Source organism: Paracoccus sp. NSM, from assembly GCF_052379855.1.
Taxonomy (GTDB): Bacteria; Pseudomonadota; Alphaproteobacteria; order Rhodobacterales; family Rhodobacteraceae; genus Paracoccus.
In genome coordinates this window covers 1-15,783 of record NZ_JBQTCG010000003.1, presented here as the reverse complement: position 1 = coordinate 15,783, position 15,783 = coordinate 1, and the positions used below count along the sequence as shown (strand labels likewise).

General features: G+C 65.0%; 15 protein-coding genes and 1 pseudogene. 13 read left to right on the top strand and 3 right to left on the bottom strand.

Going from position 1 to position 15,783, the window contains the following annotated elements; translation table 11 throughout:
- The first annotated feature begins 48 nt into the window (after window positions 1–48).
- The 13 genes from ACTZWU_RS05960 (at window position 49) to ACTZWU_RS05900 (ending at window position 13,855) form a co-directional block, all read left to right on the top strand.
- Window positions 49–858 (top strand): ABC transporter ATP-binding protein, encoded by an 810-nt coding sequence (locus ACTZWU_RS05960; protein ID WP_444736450.1) that lies wholly within the window; start codon window positions 49–51, stop codon window positions 856–858.
- A 21-nt stretch (window positions 859–879) separates the two neighbouring features.
- Window positions 880–1,614 carry a transporter substrate-binding domain-containing protein gene (locus tag ACTZWU_RS05955; RefSeq protein ID WP_444736449.1) on the top strand — a complete coding sequence of 245 codons (735 nt, stop codon included), beginning with the start codon at window positions 880–882 and terminating at the stop codon, window positions 1,612–1,614.
- 60 nt (window positions 1,615–1,674) lie between these two features.
- Window positions 1,675–2,556, top strand: a complete 882-nt coding sequence (locus ACTZWU_RS05950; RefSeq protein WP_444736448.1) for an ABC transporter permease — start codon at window positions 1,675–1,677, stop codon at window positions 2,554–2,556.
- Window positions 2,553–3,377 (top strand): ABC transporter permease, encoded by an 825-nt coding sequence (locus ACTZWU_RS05945; protein ID WP_444736447.1) that lies wholly within the window; start codon window positions 2,553–2,555, stop codon window positions 3,375–3,377. The genes ACTZWU_RS05950 and ACTZWU_RS05945 overlap by 4 nt, the downstream gene beginning before the upstream one ends.
- Window positions 3,378–3,381: 4 nt before the next feature.
- Window positions 3,382–4,713: a glutamine synthetase family protein gene (locus tag ACTZWU_RS05940; protein WP_444736446.1), complete on the top strand. Its 1,332-nt coding sequence runs from the start codon at window positions 3,382–3,384 to the stop codon at window positions 4,711–4,713.
- A gap of 304 nt (window positions 4,714–5,017) precedes the next feature.
- The gene (locus ACTZWU_RS05935; protein WP_444736445.1) at window positions 5,018–5,203 is read left to right on the top strand and encodes a hypothetical protein; all 186 of its coding nucleotides are present in this window, start codon (window positions 5,018–5,020) and stop codon (window positions 5,201–5,203) included.
- Complete coding sequence (locus ACTZWU_RS05930) at window positions 5,145–5,516, top strand: hypothetical protein (RefSeq protein WP_444736444.1); 372 nt, start codon at window positions 5,145–5,147, stop codon at window positions 5,514–5,516. The genes ACTZWU_RS05935 and ACTZWU_RS05930 overlap by 59 nt, the downstream gene beginning before the upstream one ends.
- Window positions 5,517–5,867: 351 nt before the next feature.
- On the top strand, window positions 5,868–6,110 hold the full coding sequence (gene kdpF / locus ACTZWU_RS05925; protein ID WP_444736443.1) for a K(+)-transporting ATPase subunit F: 243 nt from the start codon (window positions 5,868–5,870) through the stop codon (window positions 6,108–6,110).
- A gap of 12 nt (window positions 6,111–6,122) precedes the next feature.
- A complete protein-coding gene (gene kdpA / locus ACTZWU_RS05920) occupies window positions 6,123–7,826 on the top strand; it encodes a potassium-transporting ATPase subunit KdpA (RefSeq protein WP_444736442.1) in 1,704 nt (567 codons plus the stop codon).
- 11 nt (window positions 7,827–7,837) lie between these two features.
- Window positions 7,838–9,874: a potassium-transporting ATPase subunit KdpB gene (gene kdpB / locus ACTZWU_RS05915; protein WP_444736441.1), complete on the top strand. Its 2,037-nt coding sequence runs from the start codon at window positions 7,838–7,840 to the stop codon at window positions 9,872–9,874.
- A 12-nt stretch (window positions 9,875–9,886) separates the two neighbouring features.
- The gene (gene kdpC, locus ACTZWU_RS05910) at window positions 9,887–10,480 is read left to right on the top strand and encodes a potassium-transporting ATPase subunit KdpC (RefSeq protein ID WP_444736440.1); all 594 of its coding nucleotides are present in this window, start codon (window positions 9,887–9,889) and stop codon (window positions 10,478–10,480) included.
- 4 nt (window positions 10,481–10,484) lie between these two features.
- Complete coding sequence (locus tag ACTZWU_RS05905) at window positions 10,485–13,169, top strand: DUF4118 domain-containing protein (RefSeq protein ID WP_444736439.1); 2,685 nt, start codon at window positions 10,485–10,487, stop codon at window positions 13,167–13,169.
- Window positions 13,166–13,855 (top strand): response regulator, encoded by a 690-nt coding sequence (locus tag ACTZWU_RS05900; protein WP_444736438.1) that lies wholly within the window; start codon window positions 13,166–13,168, stop codon window positions 13,853–13,855. Before ACTZWU_RS05905 ends, ACTZWU_RS05900 begins: the two co-directional genes overlap by 4 nt.
- A gap of 155 nt (window positions 13,856–14,010) precedes the next feature.
- On the opposite strand, the gene ACTZWU_RS05895 is transcribed toward ACTZWU_RS05900, so the two are convergent.
- The 3 genes and pseudogenes from ACTZWU_RS05895 to ACTZWU_RS05885 all read right to left on the bottom strand — a co-directional run.
- Complete coding sequence (locus tag ACTZWU_RS05895) at window positions 14,011–14,643, bottom strand: tyrosine-type recombinase/integrase (RefSeq protein ID WP_444736437.1); 633 nt, start codon at window positions 14,641–14,643, stop codon at window positions 14,011–14,013.
- 110 nt (window positions 14,644–14,753) lie between these two features.
- Window positions 14,754–14,915, bottom strand: a pseudogene (locus ACTZWU_RS05890) (transposase); the annotation flags it as partial.
- A 72-nt stretch (window positions 14,916–14,987) separates the two neighbouring features.
- Window positions 14,988–15,783 (bottom strand): hypothetical protein (locus ACTZWU_RS05885; protein WP_444736436.1); only part of this gene is annotated, 796 nt, incomplete at its 5' end.

Sequence of the window (15,783 nt, the reverse complement as noted above, 5' to 3'; positions counted from 1 at the left end):
CGCTACCCCGTTGCAAAAGGCGCGCGATTGTCGCCCAATGTGCGGATGATGCAGACAGAATCCGTTCCCTCCGAACCCGGCCAGCCCGGCGCCGCCCCGGTCATAGAGATCCGCGACCTGCGCAAGGCCTATGGCCCGCTCGAGGTGCTCAAGGGCGTGTCGATGACGGCTCCGCGCGGCCATGTGATCAGCCTGATCGGGTCATCCGGGTCGGGCAAGTCCACGCTGCTGCGCTGCTGCAACCTGCTGGAAAACAGCCAGTCCGGCGAAATTCTGTTCCAGGGCGAGGCCGTGCGCTGGAAAGGGCAGGGCGCATCGCGCGCCCCCGCCGACCGCGCGCAGGTCACGCGGATGCGCACGAACCTGTCGATGGTGTTCCAGCAGTTCAACCTGTGGTCCCACATGACGATCCTGCAAAACGTCATGGAGGCCCCGGTCAGCGTGCTGCGCGAGGATCGCGCCGTGGTCGAGGAACGCGCCCGTGCCCTGCTGGCCAAGGTCGGGATCGGTGACAAGGCCGATGCCTGGCCTGCCCAGCTTTCGGGTGGCCAGCAGCAGCGCGCCGCCATTGCGCGCGCGCTCTGCATGCAGCCCGACGCGCTGCTGTTCGACGAACCGACCAGCGCGCTGGACCCCGAGCTTCAGCAAGAGGTCGTGCGCGTCATCAAGGATCTGGCCGCCGAGCACCGCACCATGATCATCGTCACCCATGACATGCGGCTGGCCGCCGATGTCAGCGACCACGTCCTGTTCCTGCATCAGGGCGTGATCTGCGAAGAAGGCCCGCCTGAAAGCCTGTTCGGGAATCCGCAGACCGATCGTCTGCGGCAGTTTCTGTCAGCCTCGATGGCCGAATAATCACCAACAGGAGAAAACCGAATGAAGACGCTGACGCTTGCCGCCGCCGCCCTTGCGCTGACCGCCGGGCTGACCTCGGCCCAGACCATCCGCATGGGGACCGAGGGCGCCTATCCTCCGTACAACTTCATCGACGACGCGACGGGCGAGGTCACGGGGTTCGAGATCGAGCTGGGCAACGCGCTGTGCGAACGCGCCGGGCTGGAATGCACCTGGGTCAGGAACGACTGGGATTCGATCATCCCGAACCTGGTGTCCGCGAACTATGACACGATCATGGCCGGCATGAACATCAACGAGGACCGCAAGCAGGTCATCCAGTTCACCCAGGCCTACACGCCCGCCATGCCCTCGGCCTACGCGGCGCTGTCGGCGGATGCCGATGTCGAGGGCGGCGTGGTCGCGGCCCAGACCAACACGATCCAGGCGGGCCATGTCGCCGAGACCGGCGCCACGCTTCTGGAATTCCCCACCCCCGACGAGACCATCGCCGCCGTCCGCAACGGCGAGGCCGATGCGGTCTTTGCCGACAAGGACTTCCTGGCGCCCATCGTCGCCGAATCGAACGGCCAGCTGGTCTGGGTCGAGGGTTTCGACACCGTTCCCCTGGGCGAGGGCATCGGCATGGGCCTGCGCCAGTCCGACAACGACCTGCGCGAGACCTTCGACGCCCAGATCACCGCGATGAAGGAGGACGGCAGCCTGAACGAGATGATCCGCAAGTGGTTCGGCGAGGATGCGCTGATCTTCGAATGATCCGTTGATCTGACCCGCCGCCGCGCGCTCTGACGCGCGGCGGCCCGTTCGGGGTGGCCGATGTTTTCCTATTGCTCTGATCCCTCGCAACTCGAGGGCATGGTCTGGATGTCATGCTACCTGACCTCGGGGACGCATCTGCTGTTCTATGCCAGCTTCGGGACGGTGTTCCTGCTGCTGGCGCTGACCGCGCCCACCGCGCTTGCGCTTGGCTATGCGGGGGCGCTGGCCTCGCGGTCGCAGATCGCGCCCCTGCGGTGGTTCGGCAAGACCTACACCTCTATGGTGCGCGGCATCCCGGACGTTCTGTTCTTCCTGTTCGTGCCGATCGCGCTGGATCAGGGGCTGGAATGGCTGCGCCACCAGATTCTGTGCGACAGCGACGCGCCGGTCCGACAGGGCAACGATTTCGTCGTATGTCCCGCCGCCAAGCTGCCCCTGAGCAATGCCGCCGAATGGGTCCACAACGCCTATGGCCTGACACTGGCGGTGATCGCCTTTTCCGTCGTCTTCGGCGCCTTCGCGGCAAACGTGCTTTCCGGCGCGATGCAGGCCGTCCCCCGCGCCCAGCTTGAGACCGCCGAGGCCTACGGCATGACCCCCCGGCAGGTCACGCGCCGCGTGCTGGTGCCGCAGATGTGGATCTATGCGCTGCCCGGCCTGTCGAACCTGTGGATGATCCTGATCAAGGCGACGCCCCTGCTGTTCATCCTTGGGATCGAGGACGTGGTCTATTGGGCGCGCGAACTGGGCGGGGCCAAGACCTCGGCCTTTACCTATCCGCATCCGGATTGGCGGCTTTACTATTTCCTCGCGCTGCTGGTCTTCTACCTGCTGATGACGGCGGTGTCGGAGCGCGTGCTGGGCCGCTTCACGCGCCGGCTGTCGCGCGGTCAGGCGACGCTTGGCGGCGAGGCCCTGCGCAAGGAGGCCGCCGCATGAGCTGCGCGCAGACCATCATCGACTACGGCCTGCGCTCGATCGGCATCGGTGAAAGGCTGCTGCCGCGCGCCGATTACACGCTCTGCCAGCAATTCACGCTGATCGGATCGGGGCTGATCTGGAACCTTTATTTCGCGGTCCTGGCGCTGGCCTTCGGCTTCGTGCTGGCCAATCTGCTGGCGCTTGGCAAGGCCAGCCGGAACCCTTGGCTGAACCGCCCCTCGGACGCATTCATCTTTGTGTTCCGGGGCAGCCCGCTCTTCATCCAGTTCTTCCTGGCCTACGAATTGCTGGTCCTGCTGCCCCGCGCCGGGATCGAGATCTTTGGTTTCACGGTCCAGACAAGCTGGATGACGCGCGCCTGGGCTGGGGCGCTGATCGTGCTGATCCTGAACACCGCCGCCTATTCCGCCAACATCTTCCACGGCGCCCTGATGTCGGTGCCGCGCGGCGATGTCGAGGCCGCGGACGCCTATGGCATGACCGGCTGGACCCGGTTCCGCCGGGTGATCTGGCCCTCGATGATGCGGCTGGCCTGGCCCAGCTACACGAACGAGGCAATCTTTCTGTTCCACGCCACGACGCTGGTCTTCTTCTCGGGCTTTCCGGCCTTTCAGCAACAGGGCGACGCGCTTTACTACGCGCGCTACTTCGCGGACCGGACCTTCAACCCCTTTGTCGCCTATCCCATCGCCGCGCTTTATTTCGTGCTGGCGACCTTGGCTTTGATCTGGCTGTTTGGCAGGGTCAACCGGCGGCTGAACCGCCATCTTCCGGGCGCCGTCAGGCGCCTGCGTTACCGCCCCCTGCTGATGAGATGAGATCATGGACTGGCTGAATGAGCATCCCGAGGTCAAGACGATCCGCGTCGCCGCTGCCGACCTGAACGGCGTCGCGCGCGGCAAGCGTATCCCGGCGCGCTATGCCAGCAAGCTTCTGGATGAGGGGACCAAGTTTCCCTATTCCGTGCTGAACCTCGATATCTGGGGCGAGGACGTAGAGGACAGCCCGCTTGTCTTTGAATCCGGTGATCCCGACGGGCTGCTTCTGCCGACCGAGCGGGGCTTTCTGCCGATGCCCTGGCTGGACGCACCGACGGCGTTGCTGCCCCTGTGGATGTTCCACCCCGACGGCCGCCCCTACGAGGGTGATCCGCGTCAGGCGCTGGCGCGGGTGGTGGATCGCTACAAGGCCGCAGGGCTCGTCCCCGTGGTGGCGACCGAGCTTGAATTCTTCCTGATCGACGACAGCGGCCGACAATTGCGCGTGCCGCCCAGCCCCCGTTCCGGCAAGCGTCGCACCGGCGGTGAAGTCCTGTCGCTGCGCGCGCTGGACGCGTTCGACCAGTTCTTCACCACGCTTTACGATGCCTGCGAGTCGATGGACATTCCGGCCGACACCGCGATCTCGGAAGCCGGGCCGGGCCAGTTCGAGATCAACCTGATGCATCAGGCCGATCCGCTGAAGGCCGCCGATGACACATGGCTGTTCAAGATGCTGGTCAAGGGCATCGCGCGCCAATACGGCTTTGCGGGCAGCTTCATGGCCAAACCCTACGAGACATTCTCGGGCAACGGTCTGCACATGCATTTCTCGATCCTGACCGAGGACGGGCGCAACATCTTCGACAATGGCGGCGAAGAGGGGACCGAGGCGCTGCGCCATGCGGTCGGCGGCTGCCTGCGCGCCATGCCCGGCTCGACCCTGCTTTTTGCCCCGCACGAGAACAGCTATGACCGTCTGGTCCCGAACGCCCATGCCCCCACCGGCATCGGCTGGGCCTACGAGAACCGCACCGCCGCCATCCGCATCCCCTCGGGCCCGCCGCGCTCGCGCCGGATCGAGCATCGCGTGGCCGGTGGCGACGTGAACCCCTATCTGACCATCGCGGCCATTCTGGGCGCGGCGCTGAACGGCATCCAGGACGGGATCGAGCCGCCCCCCGCCTTCAAGGGCAACGCCTATGACAAGAACCTCGCGCAGTTGCCCGGCGACTGGGGCGCCGCGATCGAGGCCTTCGGCGCCTGCCCCGAGATCCGCCGCATCTTCCCCGATCATCTGGTCGAAAACTACCTGATGACCAAGCGGCAGGAACTGCACTACATGGCGGAATTGTCCGACGAGGAGACAGTCGAACTGTATCTCGACACGGTCTGATTGTAGCACCCACCGAAAAACTACCATTATGCGGTGGTCGCTGCCATTTTGGCACGCATAAAACTGCCTCTATTTTGCGCGTCAACTTCGATTTAGACATATTGTCAGTAGCTTAGCCGACTTCAAGCAAGAGGACTTCGTTCCAGCGCCTCCAGGATCGCATCTCCCGGCTCCGTGCTTGACGCCTGCGGAGCGAGAATCCATCACTTCCTCCTGACCCGGGTCCTTCTGAAACCAGCGTTTGTGCTCCACGGCCGAACGCCTCCGGCCGCGGACGTGCGGCTGGTTCACGCGAGGACCGCCCATGACCACCTTTCCCTTCATCAAGGCCACCTTCCCCGACGCCGAAGATGGCGAACGTCGTGGCGCTGCTGAAGAACCCCGATGCATCTGGATCGTGATAAATTTCGAACGCATCATTCTGCCAGGAGATGAAGAAGGTGAAAGGACCACCGCCAAAAGGCAAGAAGCCCAGAAAAAGCCTTCTTGAACGCATGCGAACCGCAAATCCCGAGGGAGCGGCGCTGCTTGATCAGCACCGAGCGCAGGCTGATCTCGCCTTGGCTCTGCGCTCAATTCGCAAGGCCGCCGGGATGGATCAGGCTGACGTCAGACGCGCATCTGAAGAGCTCGGCCGGCCACTGACGCAGTCGGTCATCTCAAGCTTGGAAAGTCCAACGGCGGCTTTGCCCAACCTCGACGGGATTGTGCGTTACGCGGCAGCTTGCGGCGCCAGGGTTGAGCTGTCGTTCATAATGGATCAGGACGACGACAGCGGCGCATGCAGGATAGTGTTGTCCTGACGGGCACGTCGCAGCACAAGCGTTGGCCAGCGTATAGCCGTTGACCCTGCGAACTTGACGCCACCCGGTTCATGACGTCAGCAACTACCAGGCTTGCTCGCGGGCGCTGTTCCACCGGCTCCGCCCGTCGGCGTAGGCCAGCGCCCAGTTTGCTGCAACTGACGCTGGGAGTTCTGAGGCCCAACCCGCTCCTCGTGACGCGAAGGGCGGAGAGCTGCCGTGGGGCGCGCGGGCGTCGTAACAAACGCCATTCCCGATAGCAGTCGTTGAAATCGCTTGGCTCGCAGCTTCGAACAGCCAGAGCGCGTGACAGTCTTTACGCGATCCTTACGCGCTTGTGCGGTTTCCCGAATGGCACCCTTACGCCTTGTGCGGCGATCCCTGTCCCATCTGGGCAAACAGGAGATCGTCCATGCTCGACATCATCTATCTCGCGCTCGGCGCGGGCGGGTTCGCGGCTCTGATGCTGTGCGTCCGCGCGCTGGCGCGTCGTTGAGGGGGGGAATCATGCTCGACCTCATCCTCGGCCTTGCCGTTGCGGCGGGGCTTCTCGTGTATCTCGGGGCGGCACTGATCCGTCCCGACCGGTTCTGAGGGGGGCACACCATGGGACCGGATATCCTCGTTTTCGGGCTCTTTGCAGCGGTCACCGTCGCATTGGCCTGGGGCCTCGCGGCCTACATGCATCGCGTTTACGCCGGCGAGCGGGTCTTTCTGTCGCCCATCCTCGCGCCGGTGGAGCGTGCTTTCTACGCCATGGCCGGGGCCCCGTCTGACCGCAGCCAGGGTTGGCAGGGCTACTCCTTGTCGGTGCTGGCCTTCAACCTCGCGGGCTTCGTCCTGCTCTACACGATCCTCAGGCTGCAGGGCGTGACGCCCTGGAACCCGCAGGACACTGCGCCGATGTCGCCGGATCTGGCCTTCAACACCGCGATCAGCTTTGTCACCAATACCAACTGGCAGGCCTATGGCGGCGAAAGCCAGCTGTCGTATTTCAGCCAGATGGTCGGCCTGACGATGCAGAACTTCGTCTCGGCCGCCACCGGCATGGCCGTCGCGGTCGCCGTCATCCGCGGTTTCGTCGCGCGCGGCACCGGCCAGATCGGCAATTTCTGGGTCGATCTGACCCGGACCGTTCTTTACGTCCTGTTGCCGCTCGCCATCCTCGGCGGTCTGGTCCTCGTCTGGCAGGGCGTGCCGCAAACGTTGGCCGACTATCCGACCGCACTTACGCTCGAAGGCGCCGAGCAGGTCATCGGCCAGGGCCCGGCGGCCAGCCAGATCGCGATCAAGCAGCTTGGCACCAACGGCGGCGGCTTCTTCTCGGTCAATTCGGCCCATCCGCTGGAAAACCCGACGATCCTGTCGAACATGGTGCAGGCGCTTTATATCATGCTGATCCCTGTCGCCTTCTGCTTCCTCTTCGGACGGATGGTGGGCGACCGCCGGCAAGGCCTCGCCATCTTTGCGGCCATGGGCATCCTGTTTCTCGCCGGTCTGGCCGTGATCTACGGCCAGGAGGCCGCGGGCAACCCGGCCATCGTCGCCGCCGCAGATGTCGCGGGCGGCAACATGGAGGGCAAGGAGACCCGTTTTGGCATCGCCCTTTCCGCGCTATGGGCGCAGGCGACCACGGCGGCGTCCAATGGGTCGGTCAACAGCATGCATGACAGCTTCATGCCGCTGTCGGGCCTTGTCATGCTTATCAACATGCAGGTGGGCGAGGTCATCTTCGGCGGCGTCGGCGCGGGGTTCTACGGGATGCTTCTCTATGTCGTCCTGGCGGTGTTCCTGGCAGGCCTCATGGTGGGCCGCACACCAGAATATCTCGGCAAGAAGATCGAAGGGCGAGAGGTAACGCTGTCGGTGATCGCCTTCCTGTCGATGCCGGTCGGCATCCTTGTCTTCGGAGCACTTGCGGCCAGTGTGCCCTCGGCGCTGACGGCGGTGCAGGATGCGGGGCCGCACGGGCTGTCTGAGATCCTCTATGCCTATTCGTCGGCCACCGGCAACAACGGCTCGGCCTTTGCGGGCTATGGCGCGGGGCATCCGTTCCACACGACCCTGCAGGGCATAGCCATGCTCTTGGGCCGCTTCGCCTTCATCGTGCCGATGCTGGCCGTGGCAGGCGCGCTGGCGCTGAAAACCCCGGCCCCTGCGACGGCGGGCACCTTCCCGACGCATACGCCGCTCTTCGTGGTGCTGCTGATGATCACGGTCCTGATCCTCGGCGCGCTGACCTTCTTCCCGGTTCTGGTCCTGGGTCCGATCGCCGAGCAGGTCTCGCTGATCGCCGGGCAGACCTTCTGAGGGGATATCCCATGTCGAAAGAAACCTTACCCGTGCCGACGTTGAAGAGCCTCGCCCCTGCGGCGACGCGGCAGTCGCTGGCCAAGCTCGATCCTCGCGCGCTCCTGCGCAACCCGGTGATCTTCGCCACCGCCATCGTCGCCGTGATGGTGACGGTGCTGGGCCTGCGCGACCTCGTGGCCGGGGCTGCGACCGCGGGCACCGCGCTTCAGATCGCCTTCTGGCTCTGGGCCGCGGTCTTCATCGCCAACTTCGCCGAGGCCTTGGCCGAGGGCCGGGGCCGCGCGCGGGCCGACAGCCTGCGCGCCACAAAGACGGATACCGAGGCCAAGCTTCTGGCAGGGCCCAAGGTCGTGCGGACGGACTACAAGACCGTCTCCTCCACCACCCTGCGCAAGGGCCAGTTCATCCTGGTCGAGGCGGGCGACATCATCCCCGCCGATGCCGAGGTGGTCGAGGGCGTGGCGAGCGTCGACGAAAGCGCCATCACCGGCGAAAGTGCCCCGGTGATCCGCGAGTCCGGCGGCGATTTCAGCTCCGTCACCGGTGGCACGCGCATCGTGTCGGATTGGCTGGTGCTGCGCGTCGTGGCTGACCCCGGCAAAAGCTTCCTTGACCGCATGATCGCGCTGGTCGAGGGGGCGGAGCGGCAGAAGACCCCCAACGAGATCGCGCTGAACATCCTGCTGGCCGGTCTGACGCTCATCTTCCTTCTGGTCGTGGTGACGCTGGAACCCTTCGCGGTCTTCTCCGGCATCTCCATCCCGGTGGTGTTCCTTGCCGCGCTGTTCGTCACGCTGATCCCCACGACCATCGGCGGGCTTCTGTCGGCCATCGGGATCGCGGGCATGGACCGGCTGGCGCGGGCCAATGTCGTGGCCAAATCGGGCCGCGCGGTCGAGGCGGCTGGCGATGTCGATGTGCTGCTCCTCGACAAGACGGGCACGATCACCTTCGGCAACCGTATGGCCGATGCGCTGATCCCGGCCTCAGGCGTGCGGGAAAAGGACCTCGCCGATGCGGCCCTTGCCGCAAGCCTTGCCGACGACACGCCCGAAGGGAAATCGCTGCTCGAGCTTGCGCGCAAGCTGGGCGGCGCAGCGACAAAGACCCGGATCGAAGCCGAAATCGCGTTCTCCGCACAGACGCGCCTGTCCGGGGTCGACCTCGAGGACGGCACGCAGATCCGCAAAGGTGCGGTCGATGCGATCCTCAAGCACACGGGCGCCAGGATCGACGCGGGGCTTGCGGCGGCGGTCGACAGCATCGCGCGCTCGGGCGGCACGCCCCTTCTGGTTTCGGTCGATGACAAGGTGCTGGGTGCCGTGCATCTGAAGGACATCATCAAGCCCGGCGTCCGGGACCGCTTTGCCGAGCTGCGCGCCATGGGCATCCGCACTGTGATGATCACGGGCGACAACCCCCTGACCGCCGCCGCCATCGCGGCCGAAGCGGGCGTGGACGATTTCCTTGCGGAAGCCACACCCGAGGCCAAGCTCGACCTGATCCGCAAGGAACAGGAAGGGGGGCGCCTCGTCGCCATGTGCGGCGATGGGTCCAACGACGCGCCCGCACTGGCGCAGGCCGATGTCGGCGTCGCGATGAATTCCGGCACGCCCGCAGCCAAGGAGGCGGCGAACCTGATCGACCTCGACAGCGACCCGACCAAGCTGATCGAGGTGGTTCTGGTGGGCAAGCAACTGCTGATCTCGCGGGGCGCGCTCACGACGTTCAGCCTTGCCAATGACGTGGCGAAATACTTCGCCATCCTGCCCGCGCTGTTCGTCGCGGCCTATCCGGGCCTTTCGGGGTTGAACGTGATGGACCTCGGTAGCCCGGAAAGCGCCATCCTCTCGGCCGTGATCTTCAATGCCTTGGTGATCTTCGCGCTGATCCCACTGGCGTTGCGCGGTGTGGCCTATGTGCCTGCCTCGGCGGCGGCGCTCCTCAGGCGCAACCTCACGATCTACGGCCTTGGCGGCCTGATCGTGCCCTTTGTCGGGATCAAGGCCATCGACCTGGCCGTGAACGCCCTGAACCTCGTGTGACGGAGACAGACGATGATGGATCACCTCAGACCCGCGCTTGTCATGATCGGCCTGATGACGGCGCTCACCGGCCTTGCCTATCCGCTGGCGATGACGGGGCTGGCGCAGGCCGCTTTCCCTACGCAGGCCAACGCCAGCCTGATGATGCGCGACGGGCAGATCGTCGGCTCGGCGCTGGTGGCGCAGGATTTCGACCTGCCGCACTATGCCCACCCGCGCCCCTCGGCCAATGTCTACGATGCAGCGGCTTCGGGTGCGTCGAACCTCGGGGCGACCAGCGCCATCCTGCTGGCCGACATCTCCGACCGCGCGGCGGCCTATCGGCAGATCAACGGCACCACACAGGTGCCCATCGACGCTGTCACCGCCTCGGGCAGCGGGCTCGACCCGCATGTCTCGGTCGAGAACGCCCTGCTGCAGGCCCGCCGCATCGCCGAGGCGCGGGGCGTGCCCGTGGCCGATGTGCGTCGCGTGATCGACGCGCTTGCCGAGGGCCCGTGGCTTGGGCTGTTCGGCGAGGCCCATGTCAACGTGCTGCGCCTGAACCTCGCCCTTGACGACGCCTTCCCGCTGTCGCCCCCTGAGGGCGAGGCCGTCGAGGGATGAGTGCATGAGCGACACCGAGCGCCGCCCGGAACCGGAGGCCCTGCTGGCCGAGGCGGAAAAGGAAGGCCGTGGGCGGCTCAAGATCTTTCTGGGCGCCGCCCCGGGCGTCGGCAAGACCTATGCCATGCTCGAGGCCGCGCGGCGACGCGCGGCCGAAGGCGTGGACGTGGTCGCCGCCGTGGTGGAAACCCATGGCCGCGCCGAGACCGAGGCGATGCTTGCGGACCTCGAGGTGTTGCCCAAGCGCCCGCTCTATTACCGGGGCCGCATTCTACACGAGATGGACCTCGACGCGCTCTTGGCGCGGCGGCCCCGGATCGCGCTGATCGACGAACTGGCCCACAGCAATGTCGAGGGCAGTCGCCACGAGAAACGCTGGCAGGATGTCGAGGAGGTTCTGGCCGCAGGCATCGACGTGCTGACGACGCTCAATGTCCAGCACCTCGAGACGCTGAACGACCGGGTCGCCCGCATTTCGGGCGTGCGGGTGCGCGAAACGGTGCCCGATGCCATCCTCGAAAAGGCCGACGAGGTGGAACTGGTCGACCTGCCGACCGAGGAACTGATCGAACGGCTGCGCGCGGGCAAGGTCTATGTGCAGGACCAGATCGCGCGGGCGGTGCAGAACTTCTTTTCCAAGGGCAACCTTACCGCGCTGCGCGAACTGGCCATGCGGGCCGCTGCCGACCGGGTGGATGCGCAGTTGCAGGAACACATGCGCGCCAATGCCATCGACGGGCCTTGGCCCGCGCAGGAACGCATCCTTGTGGCCGTGAACGAGGCACCGGTGGCGCGCACCCTGATCCGCACCGCCAAGCGCATGGCGGACCGGGCGCGGGTGGGCTGGATCGCCGTCACCGTCACCTCGCCCCAGTCCGAGGCCCTGACCGAGGTCGAGAAGGACGCCGTGGCGGGCGCGCTGCGGCTGGCCGAGCGGCTGGGCGCCGAGGTGGCGACCCTGACCGCCAGCGGGCCGGTGGCCGACGAGATCCTCGAGCACGCGCGCCGCCGCAACGTCAGCCGCATCCTGGTCGGGCGGGCCCGGCGAAGGCCGGCTCTCGCGCGGCTCTGGCGCGAAGACGTGGCCCGCGACCTGGCCGATGCCGCGCGGGATTTCGAGGTGACGCTGGTTACCGACCCCAAGGAGGAAGACCGTCCACCGACCCTGCGCCGCGTGACCGGCATCGAGCGCGACCCGCTCGCCTATGGATGGGCCGTCGCTGCCGTTGCGATCTGTGCGGGCCTGTCGGCGCTGACCGACACGGTCCTGCCTGTGCCCTCGCTGTCGCTGATCTTCATGACCGGGGTGATCGCGACGGCGGTGCGCTTCGGCCTTTGGCCCTCGATCCTTGCGGCGGTGCTGAGCTTTTTCTCCTACAATTTCTTCTTCACGGATCCGCGCCTGACCTTCCACATGATCCAGCAAGATCAGATCCTGACCCTGACTCTGTTTCTTGCGGCCTCCTTTCTAACCGGAAACCTCGCCGCGGGCCTGCGCAAGCGCGCCATCGCCGAGCGCGACATCGCCACGCGCACAGCACTGCTCTACGATTTCGCGCGTCAGGCCGCCGGTGCTGCCGCCCCCGAGGAGGTGCTGCGCGCCGCTGCCGCCCATGTGGCGGGCGCGCTCGGTTGCGAAACCGTGCTGCTCGTGCAGGGCGCGGGCGGGCGGCTTGCCATCGCCGCCGCCGAACCGGGTCTCGACCGGCTGGCGCTGCGCGAGATGTCGGCGGCCGAATATGCCTGGGACAAGGGCGAGGAAGCGGGCCGCGGATCGGGAACCCTTTCGTCCAGCCGGTGGCTGTTCCTGCCGATCACCGGCGCGGAGCGACGGCTGGCGGTTCTGGGCATCGCCTATGGCGACGACAGGCATTTCTCGCCGGTCGACCGCCGCCTACTCGACACGCTGGTCGATCAGGTGGCCCTGGCGCTGGAACGCACCGAGCTGCAGCGCGATCTCGAACAATCCCGCGTCAGTTCCGAGGCAGAACGCCTGCGCACGGCGCTTCTGTCGTCGGTCAGCCATGATCTGCGGACCCCGCTCGTCTCGATCATCGGTGCGGCCTCCTCGCTCGCCGATACGGACATGGCCCTGTCCGAGGCGGCGCGGGCCGACATGGCCGAAACGATCCGCGACGAAGGCGAACGGCTGGACCGCTACATCCAGAACCTGCTCGACATGACCCGGCTGGGCTATGGCGCGCTCAAGCTCAAGCGCGTGCCCTCGGACCTGCGCGAGATCGCAGGCGGCGCGCGGGCGCGGTTGCGGGGTGCGCTCCGCGGGCATCAGGTCCAGGTCGATGTGCCCGAAGGGGCTGCCCCGGTTCTGGTCGATCCGCTGCTCATCGAACAGGTGATGATGAACCTGCTGGACAATGCCGCCAAATACGCGCCCGAAGGGAGCAAGATCACGGTCTCCGCCCGGACCGCTGGTCCCGCGATGGAACTTGCCGTGGCCGACGAGGGGCCAGGCATTCCGCCCGCCGCCCGCGGCCGCGTCTTCGACATGTTCTTCCGGGTGAACGAAGGCGACATGCAGCGTGCGGGAACCGGTCTGGGCCTTGCCATAGCCCGCGGGATCGTCGAAGCCCATGGCGGCACTATCCGCGCCGAACCCGCCCGGCCCGACGGCAGCGGCACACGGATCGTGCTGACCCTGCCGCTGGCCAATCCGGAACACCCTGAATGACCGCCTCCGCCCGCATCCTCATCATCGACGACGAGGCCCCGATCCGCCGCTTCCTGCGCGTGGCGCTCGAGGCCGGGGGGCATCACGTCACCGAAGCAGCCACCGGGCGCGCAGGGATCGAGGCTGTCGCCCTGACCTCGCCCGAGGTGGTGATCCTCGATCTTGGCCTGCCCGATATGGACGGACGCGCGGTGCTGCGCGACTTGCGCGGCTGGTCGCAGGTGCCCGTGCTGATCCTGTCGGTGCGCGCGGACGAGGCCGAAAAGGTCGCGCTCCTCGATGCGGGCGCGCAGGATTACGTCACCAAACCCTTCGGGGTGCGCGAGCTTCTGGCGCGCCTGCGCGGCCTGTTGCGCGACCGGACAGCGGGCGACCCGCAAGGGGCCATCCTGCGCATCGCCGACCTCGAGATCGACGCGGCCGCCCGCACCGTGACAAAGGCGGGCGAGCCCCTGAAGCTGACCCGCAAGGAGTTTGACCTGCTTTGGGTTCTGACCTCCAACGCCGGGCGTCTGGTGACGCAGGGCATGGCGCTCGAGCATGTCTGGGGCAAGGCGCACACCGAGGACAGCCAGTATCTGCGTGTTTTCGTCCGGCAGTTGCGCGCCAAGATCGGGGACGATGCGGGCAACCCGCGCTACATCTTCACCGAACCGGGTGTGGGGTATCGCTTTGCAGAGAGCTGATCGGGAAGTCCGCGCCGAAATATTGTGATCAGGCACATCTTTGGCCTCCGCTTCGCGATGACCGCTTTCGGAAAATCCGCCATGCTACGAGGAAAGCGAGATGATTGGCATGCCATCGGCCGACCGGCGCATTGTGCGCCGGTCGAGAAAATTGATCAGAGGTCGATGCCCTCTGACAGGGACAATGCATCCTCGATATCGACGCCGAGGTAGCGCACCGTGCTGTCTATCTTGGTATGCCCCAGCAGCAGCTGGACCGCGCGCAGGTTGCCGGTCTTCTTGTAGATCTGCGCGACCTTGGTCCGTCGCATGGAATGCGTGCCGTAGGCGCTCGGCTCCAGGCCGAGCGACGTCACCCAGCCCCGGACGATCCGGGCATACTGTCTCGTGGAAAGGTGCGGGCTGCCATGGATCCGGCTGGGCCACAGGAACTCGCGGCCAATCATCTCCGCGTCGCCGATCCAGCGCTCGAGGGAAACTCTCGTGGTCTCGGTGATCTCGAACCGGACAGGCTTCCCGGTCTTGCTCTGGATCATCGAGGTCCGCTCCTTGACGCGCCCGGCAGCAAAGACATCGCGGACCCGGAGGCCGACGAGGTCGCAGCCGCGAAGCTTGCTGTCGACCGCCATGTTGAACAACGCGAGGTCGCGCGCGTTGCCTGCCATCTCGAGACGGACGCGAATGGACCAAACATGCCTCGGCATAAGCGGACGTTTCTGACCGATGATGCGGCCCTTGTTCCAAGGAACGCGGACAGGGCTGAGGACGGGAAGAAGTTCGACGGACATGGGACTACCTCCTGTCCACCGTGCCCACCCTTCTTCGGCCTTGCCGACGGGGGCAGAATATCACGACTCAGGGGGCGTTGTCCTCGCGCAGGGCGGAAAGCCGTCATCTCATATTTCCTTGGCGCGTCGCACCACCGCAAGCCGTTGCGGTTGATGAGGATAATGCCGCTCGGCACACGCAGATCGTTAACCCGCGGTCGGCCATGGCTCTTGGGGAAGTAGGGGCGAAGGCGCACCATTTGCGCTTCGGTTAGCCAGAACAAGTTGCTCATCGATCAGGTCTCCTTGCGAAGCCTGAATCACGCAAGGACCATGAGATCAATGGGTCTGGAGCCTAGCCTTATTCATTCCTTTATATCCAAACACGCTGCATACTGACTAGACGCCTGTAAAGAAATTCTATCTAAATTAGGGTGGTCTAACTCAACGAAGCACAATAGCTCGGCCAGCGAACCGTGACCGGAACCGCTTAACAGTATTGATACGGTTTCCCGTATAGTTCCCAAGGGGTCTGTAGCCCCCATCTGCATTGCGTAGTTATAAATTGTATAAGCATGGTATGAAGCAAACCGTTCTTCACCCATTTCGCTGATGTACGGGGTGGATACAATCAAGTGATCTACATTGCGCATCTCTTCATCGATATGATGCTCCCTGTAGATAAACATTTGCACTCCCAATAATGCCATATGCTCAACGTCTGGCAGTGGGAGGTCGAGATGTGGAGTGAGATGCGGAACAGGATTAATGTGGTTGCTTACATAAATTGCGTCGAGCAAATTACATGGCTCGCCTTCATATCCAATTGCACCCCCGGCATTAATAATTGAGAAATTACAGCCGGCCTCGGAAAGTGCAAAGGTCGGAAAAAATATAGATAATAGCCCCGCCAAAGGCAAAAATGATGATATATATAATTTCATGCACAGCCTCTCACGTTTCACATCGGTCATTGGGTTGCTATAATTAGCCGACATTCCCCAAGTGGCCTGCCGCTTGGCGGCAAGATCACCTGACTGTGCCCGCTGAACAAGCGTTTTTCGCCCCGAGCGGCGTCTGCGGTCGCGCATATGGGTTGCTGCGGACGGAAAGCCCGGTCGAGCAACATACCTAACGAGGCTCGGTCCGCAGGTCCGCCAC

Coding starts and splice junctions, on each gene's coding strand:
- ACTZWU_RS05960 (WP_444736450.1), top strand. CDS start 49: ATGCAGACAGAATCCGTTCCCTCCGAACCCGGCCAGCCCGGCGCCGCC.
- ACTZWU_RS05955 (WP_444736449.1), top strand. CDS start 880: ATGAAGACGCTGACGCTTGCCGCCGCCGCCCTTGCGCTGACCGCCGGG.
- ACTZWU_RS05950 (WP_444736448.1), top strand. CDS start 1,675: ATGTTTTCCTATTGCTCTGATCCCTCGCAACTCGAGGGCATGGTCTGG.
- ACTZWU_RS05945 (WP_444736447.1), top strand. CDS start 2,553: ATGAGCTGCGCGCAGACCATCATCGACTACGGCCTGCGCTCGATCGGC.
- ACTZWU_RS05940 (WP_444736446.1), top strand. CDS start 3,382: ATGGACTGGCTGAATGAGCATCCCGAGGTCAAGACGATCCGCGTCGCC.
- ACTZWU_RS05935 (WP_444736445.1), top strand. CDS start 5,018: ATGACCACCTTTCCCTTCATCAAGGCCACCTTCCCCGACGCCGAAGAT.
- ACTZWU_RS05930 (WP_444736444.1), top strand. CDS start 5,145: ATGAAGAAGGTGAAAGGACCACCGCCAAAAGGCAAGAAGCCCAGAAAA.
- kdpF (WP_444736443.1), top strand. CDS start 5,868: ATGGCACCCTTACGCCTTGTGCGGCGATCCCTGTCCCATCTGGGCAAA.
- kdpA (WP_444736442.1), top strand. CDS start 6,123: ATGGGACCGGATATCCTCGTTTTCGGGCTCTTTGCAGCGGTCACCGTC.
- kdpB (WP_444736441.1), top strand. CDS start 7,838: ATGTCGAAAGAAACCTTACCCGTGCCGACGTTGAAGAGCCTCGCCCCT.
- kdpC (WP_444736440.1), top strand. CDS start 9,887: ATGATGGATCACCTCAGACCCGCGCTTGTCATGATCGGCCTGATGACG.
- ACTZWU_RS05905 (WP_444736439.1), top strand. CDS start 10,485: ATGAGCGACACCGAGCGCCGCCCGGAACCGGAGGCCCTGCTGGCCGAG.
- ACTZWU_RS05900 (WP_444736438.1), top strand. CDS start 13,166: ATGACCGCCTCCGCCCGCATCCTCATCATCGACGACGAGGCCCCGATC.
- ACTZWU_RS05895 (WP_444736437.1), bottom strand. CDS start 14,643: ATGTCCGTCGAACTTCTTCCCGTCCTCAGCCCTGTCCGCGTTCCTTGG.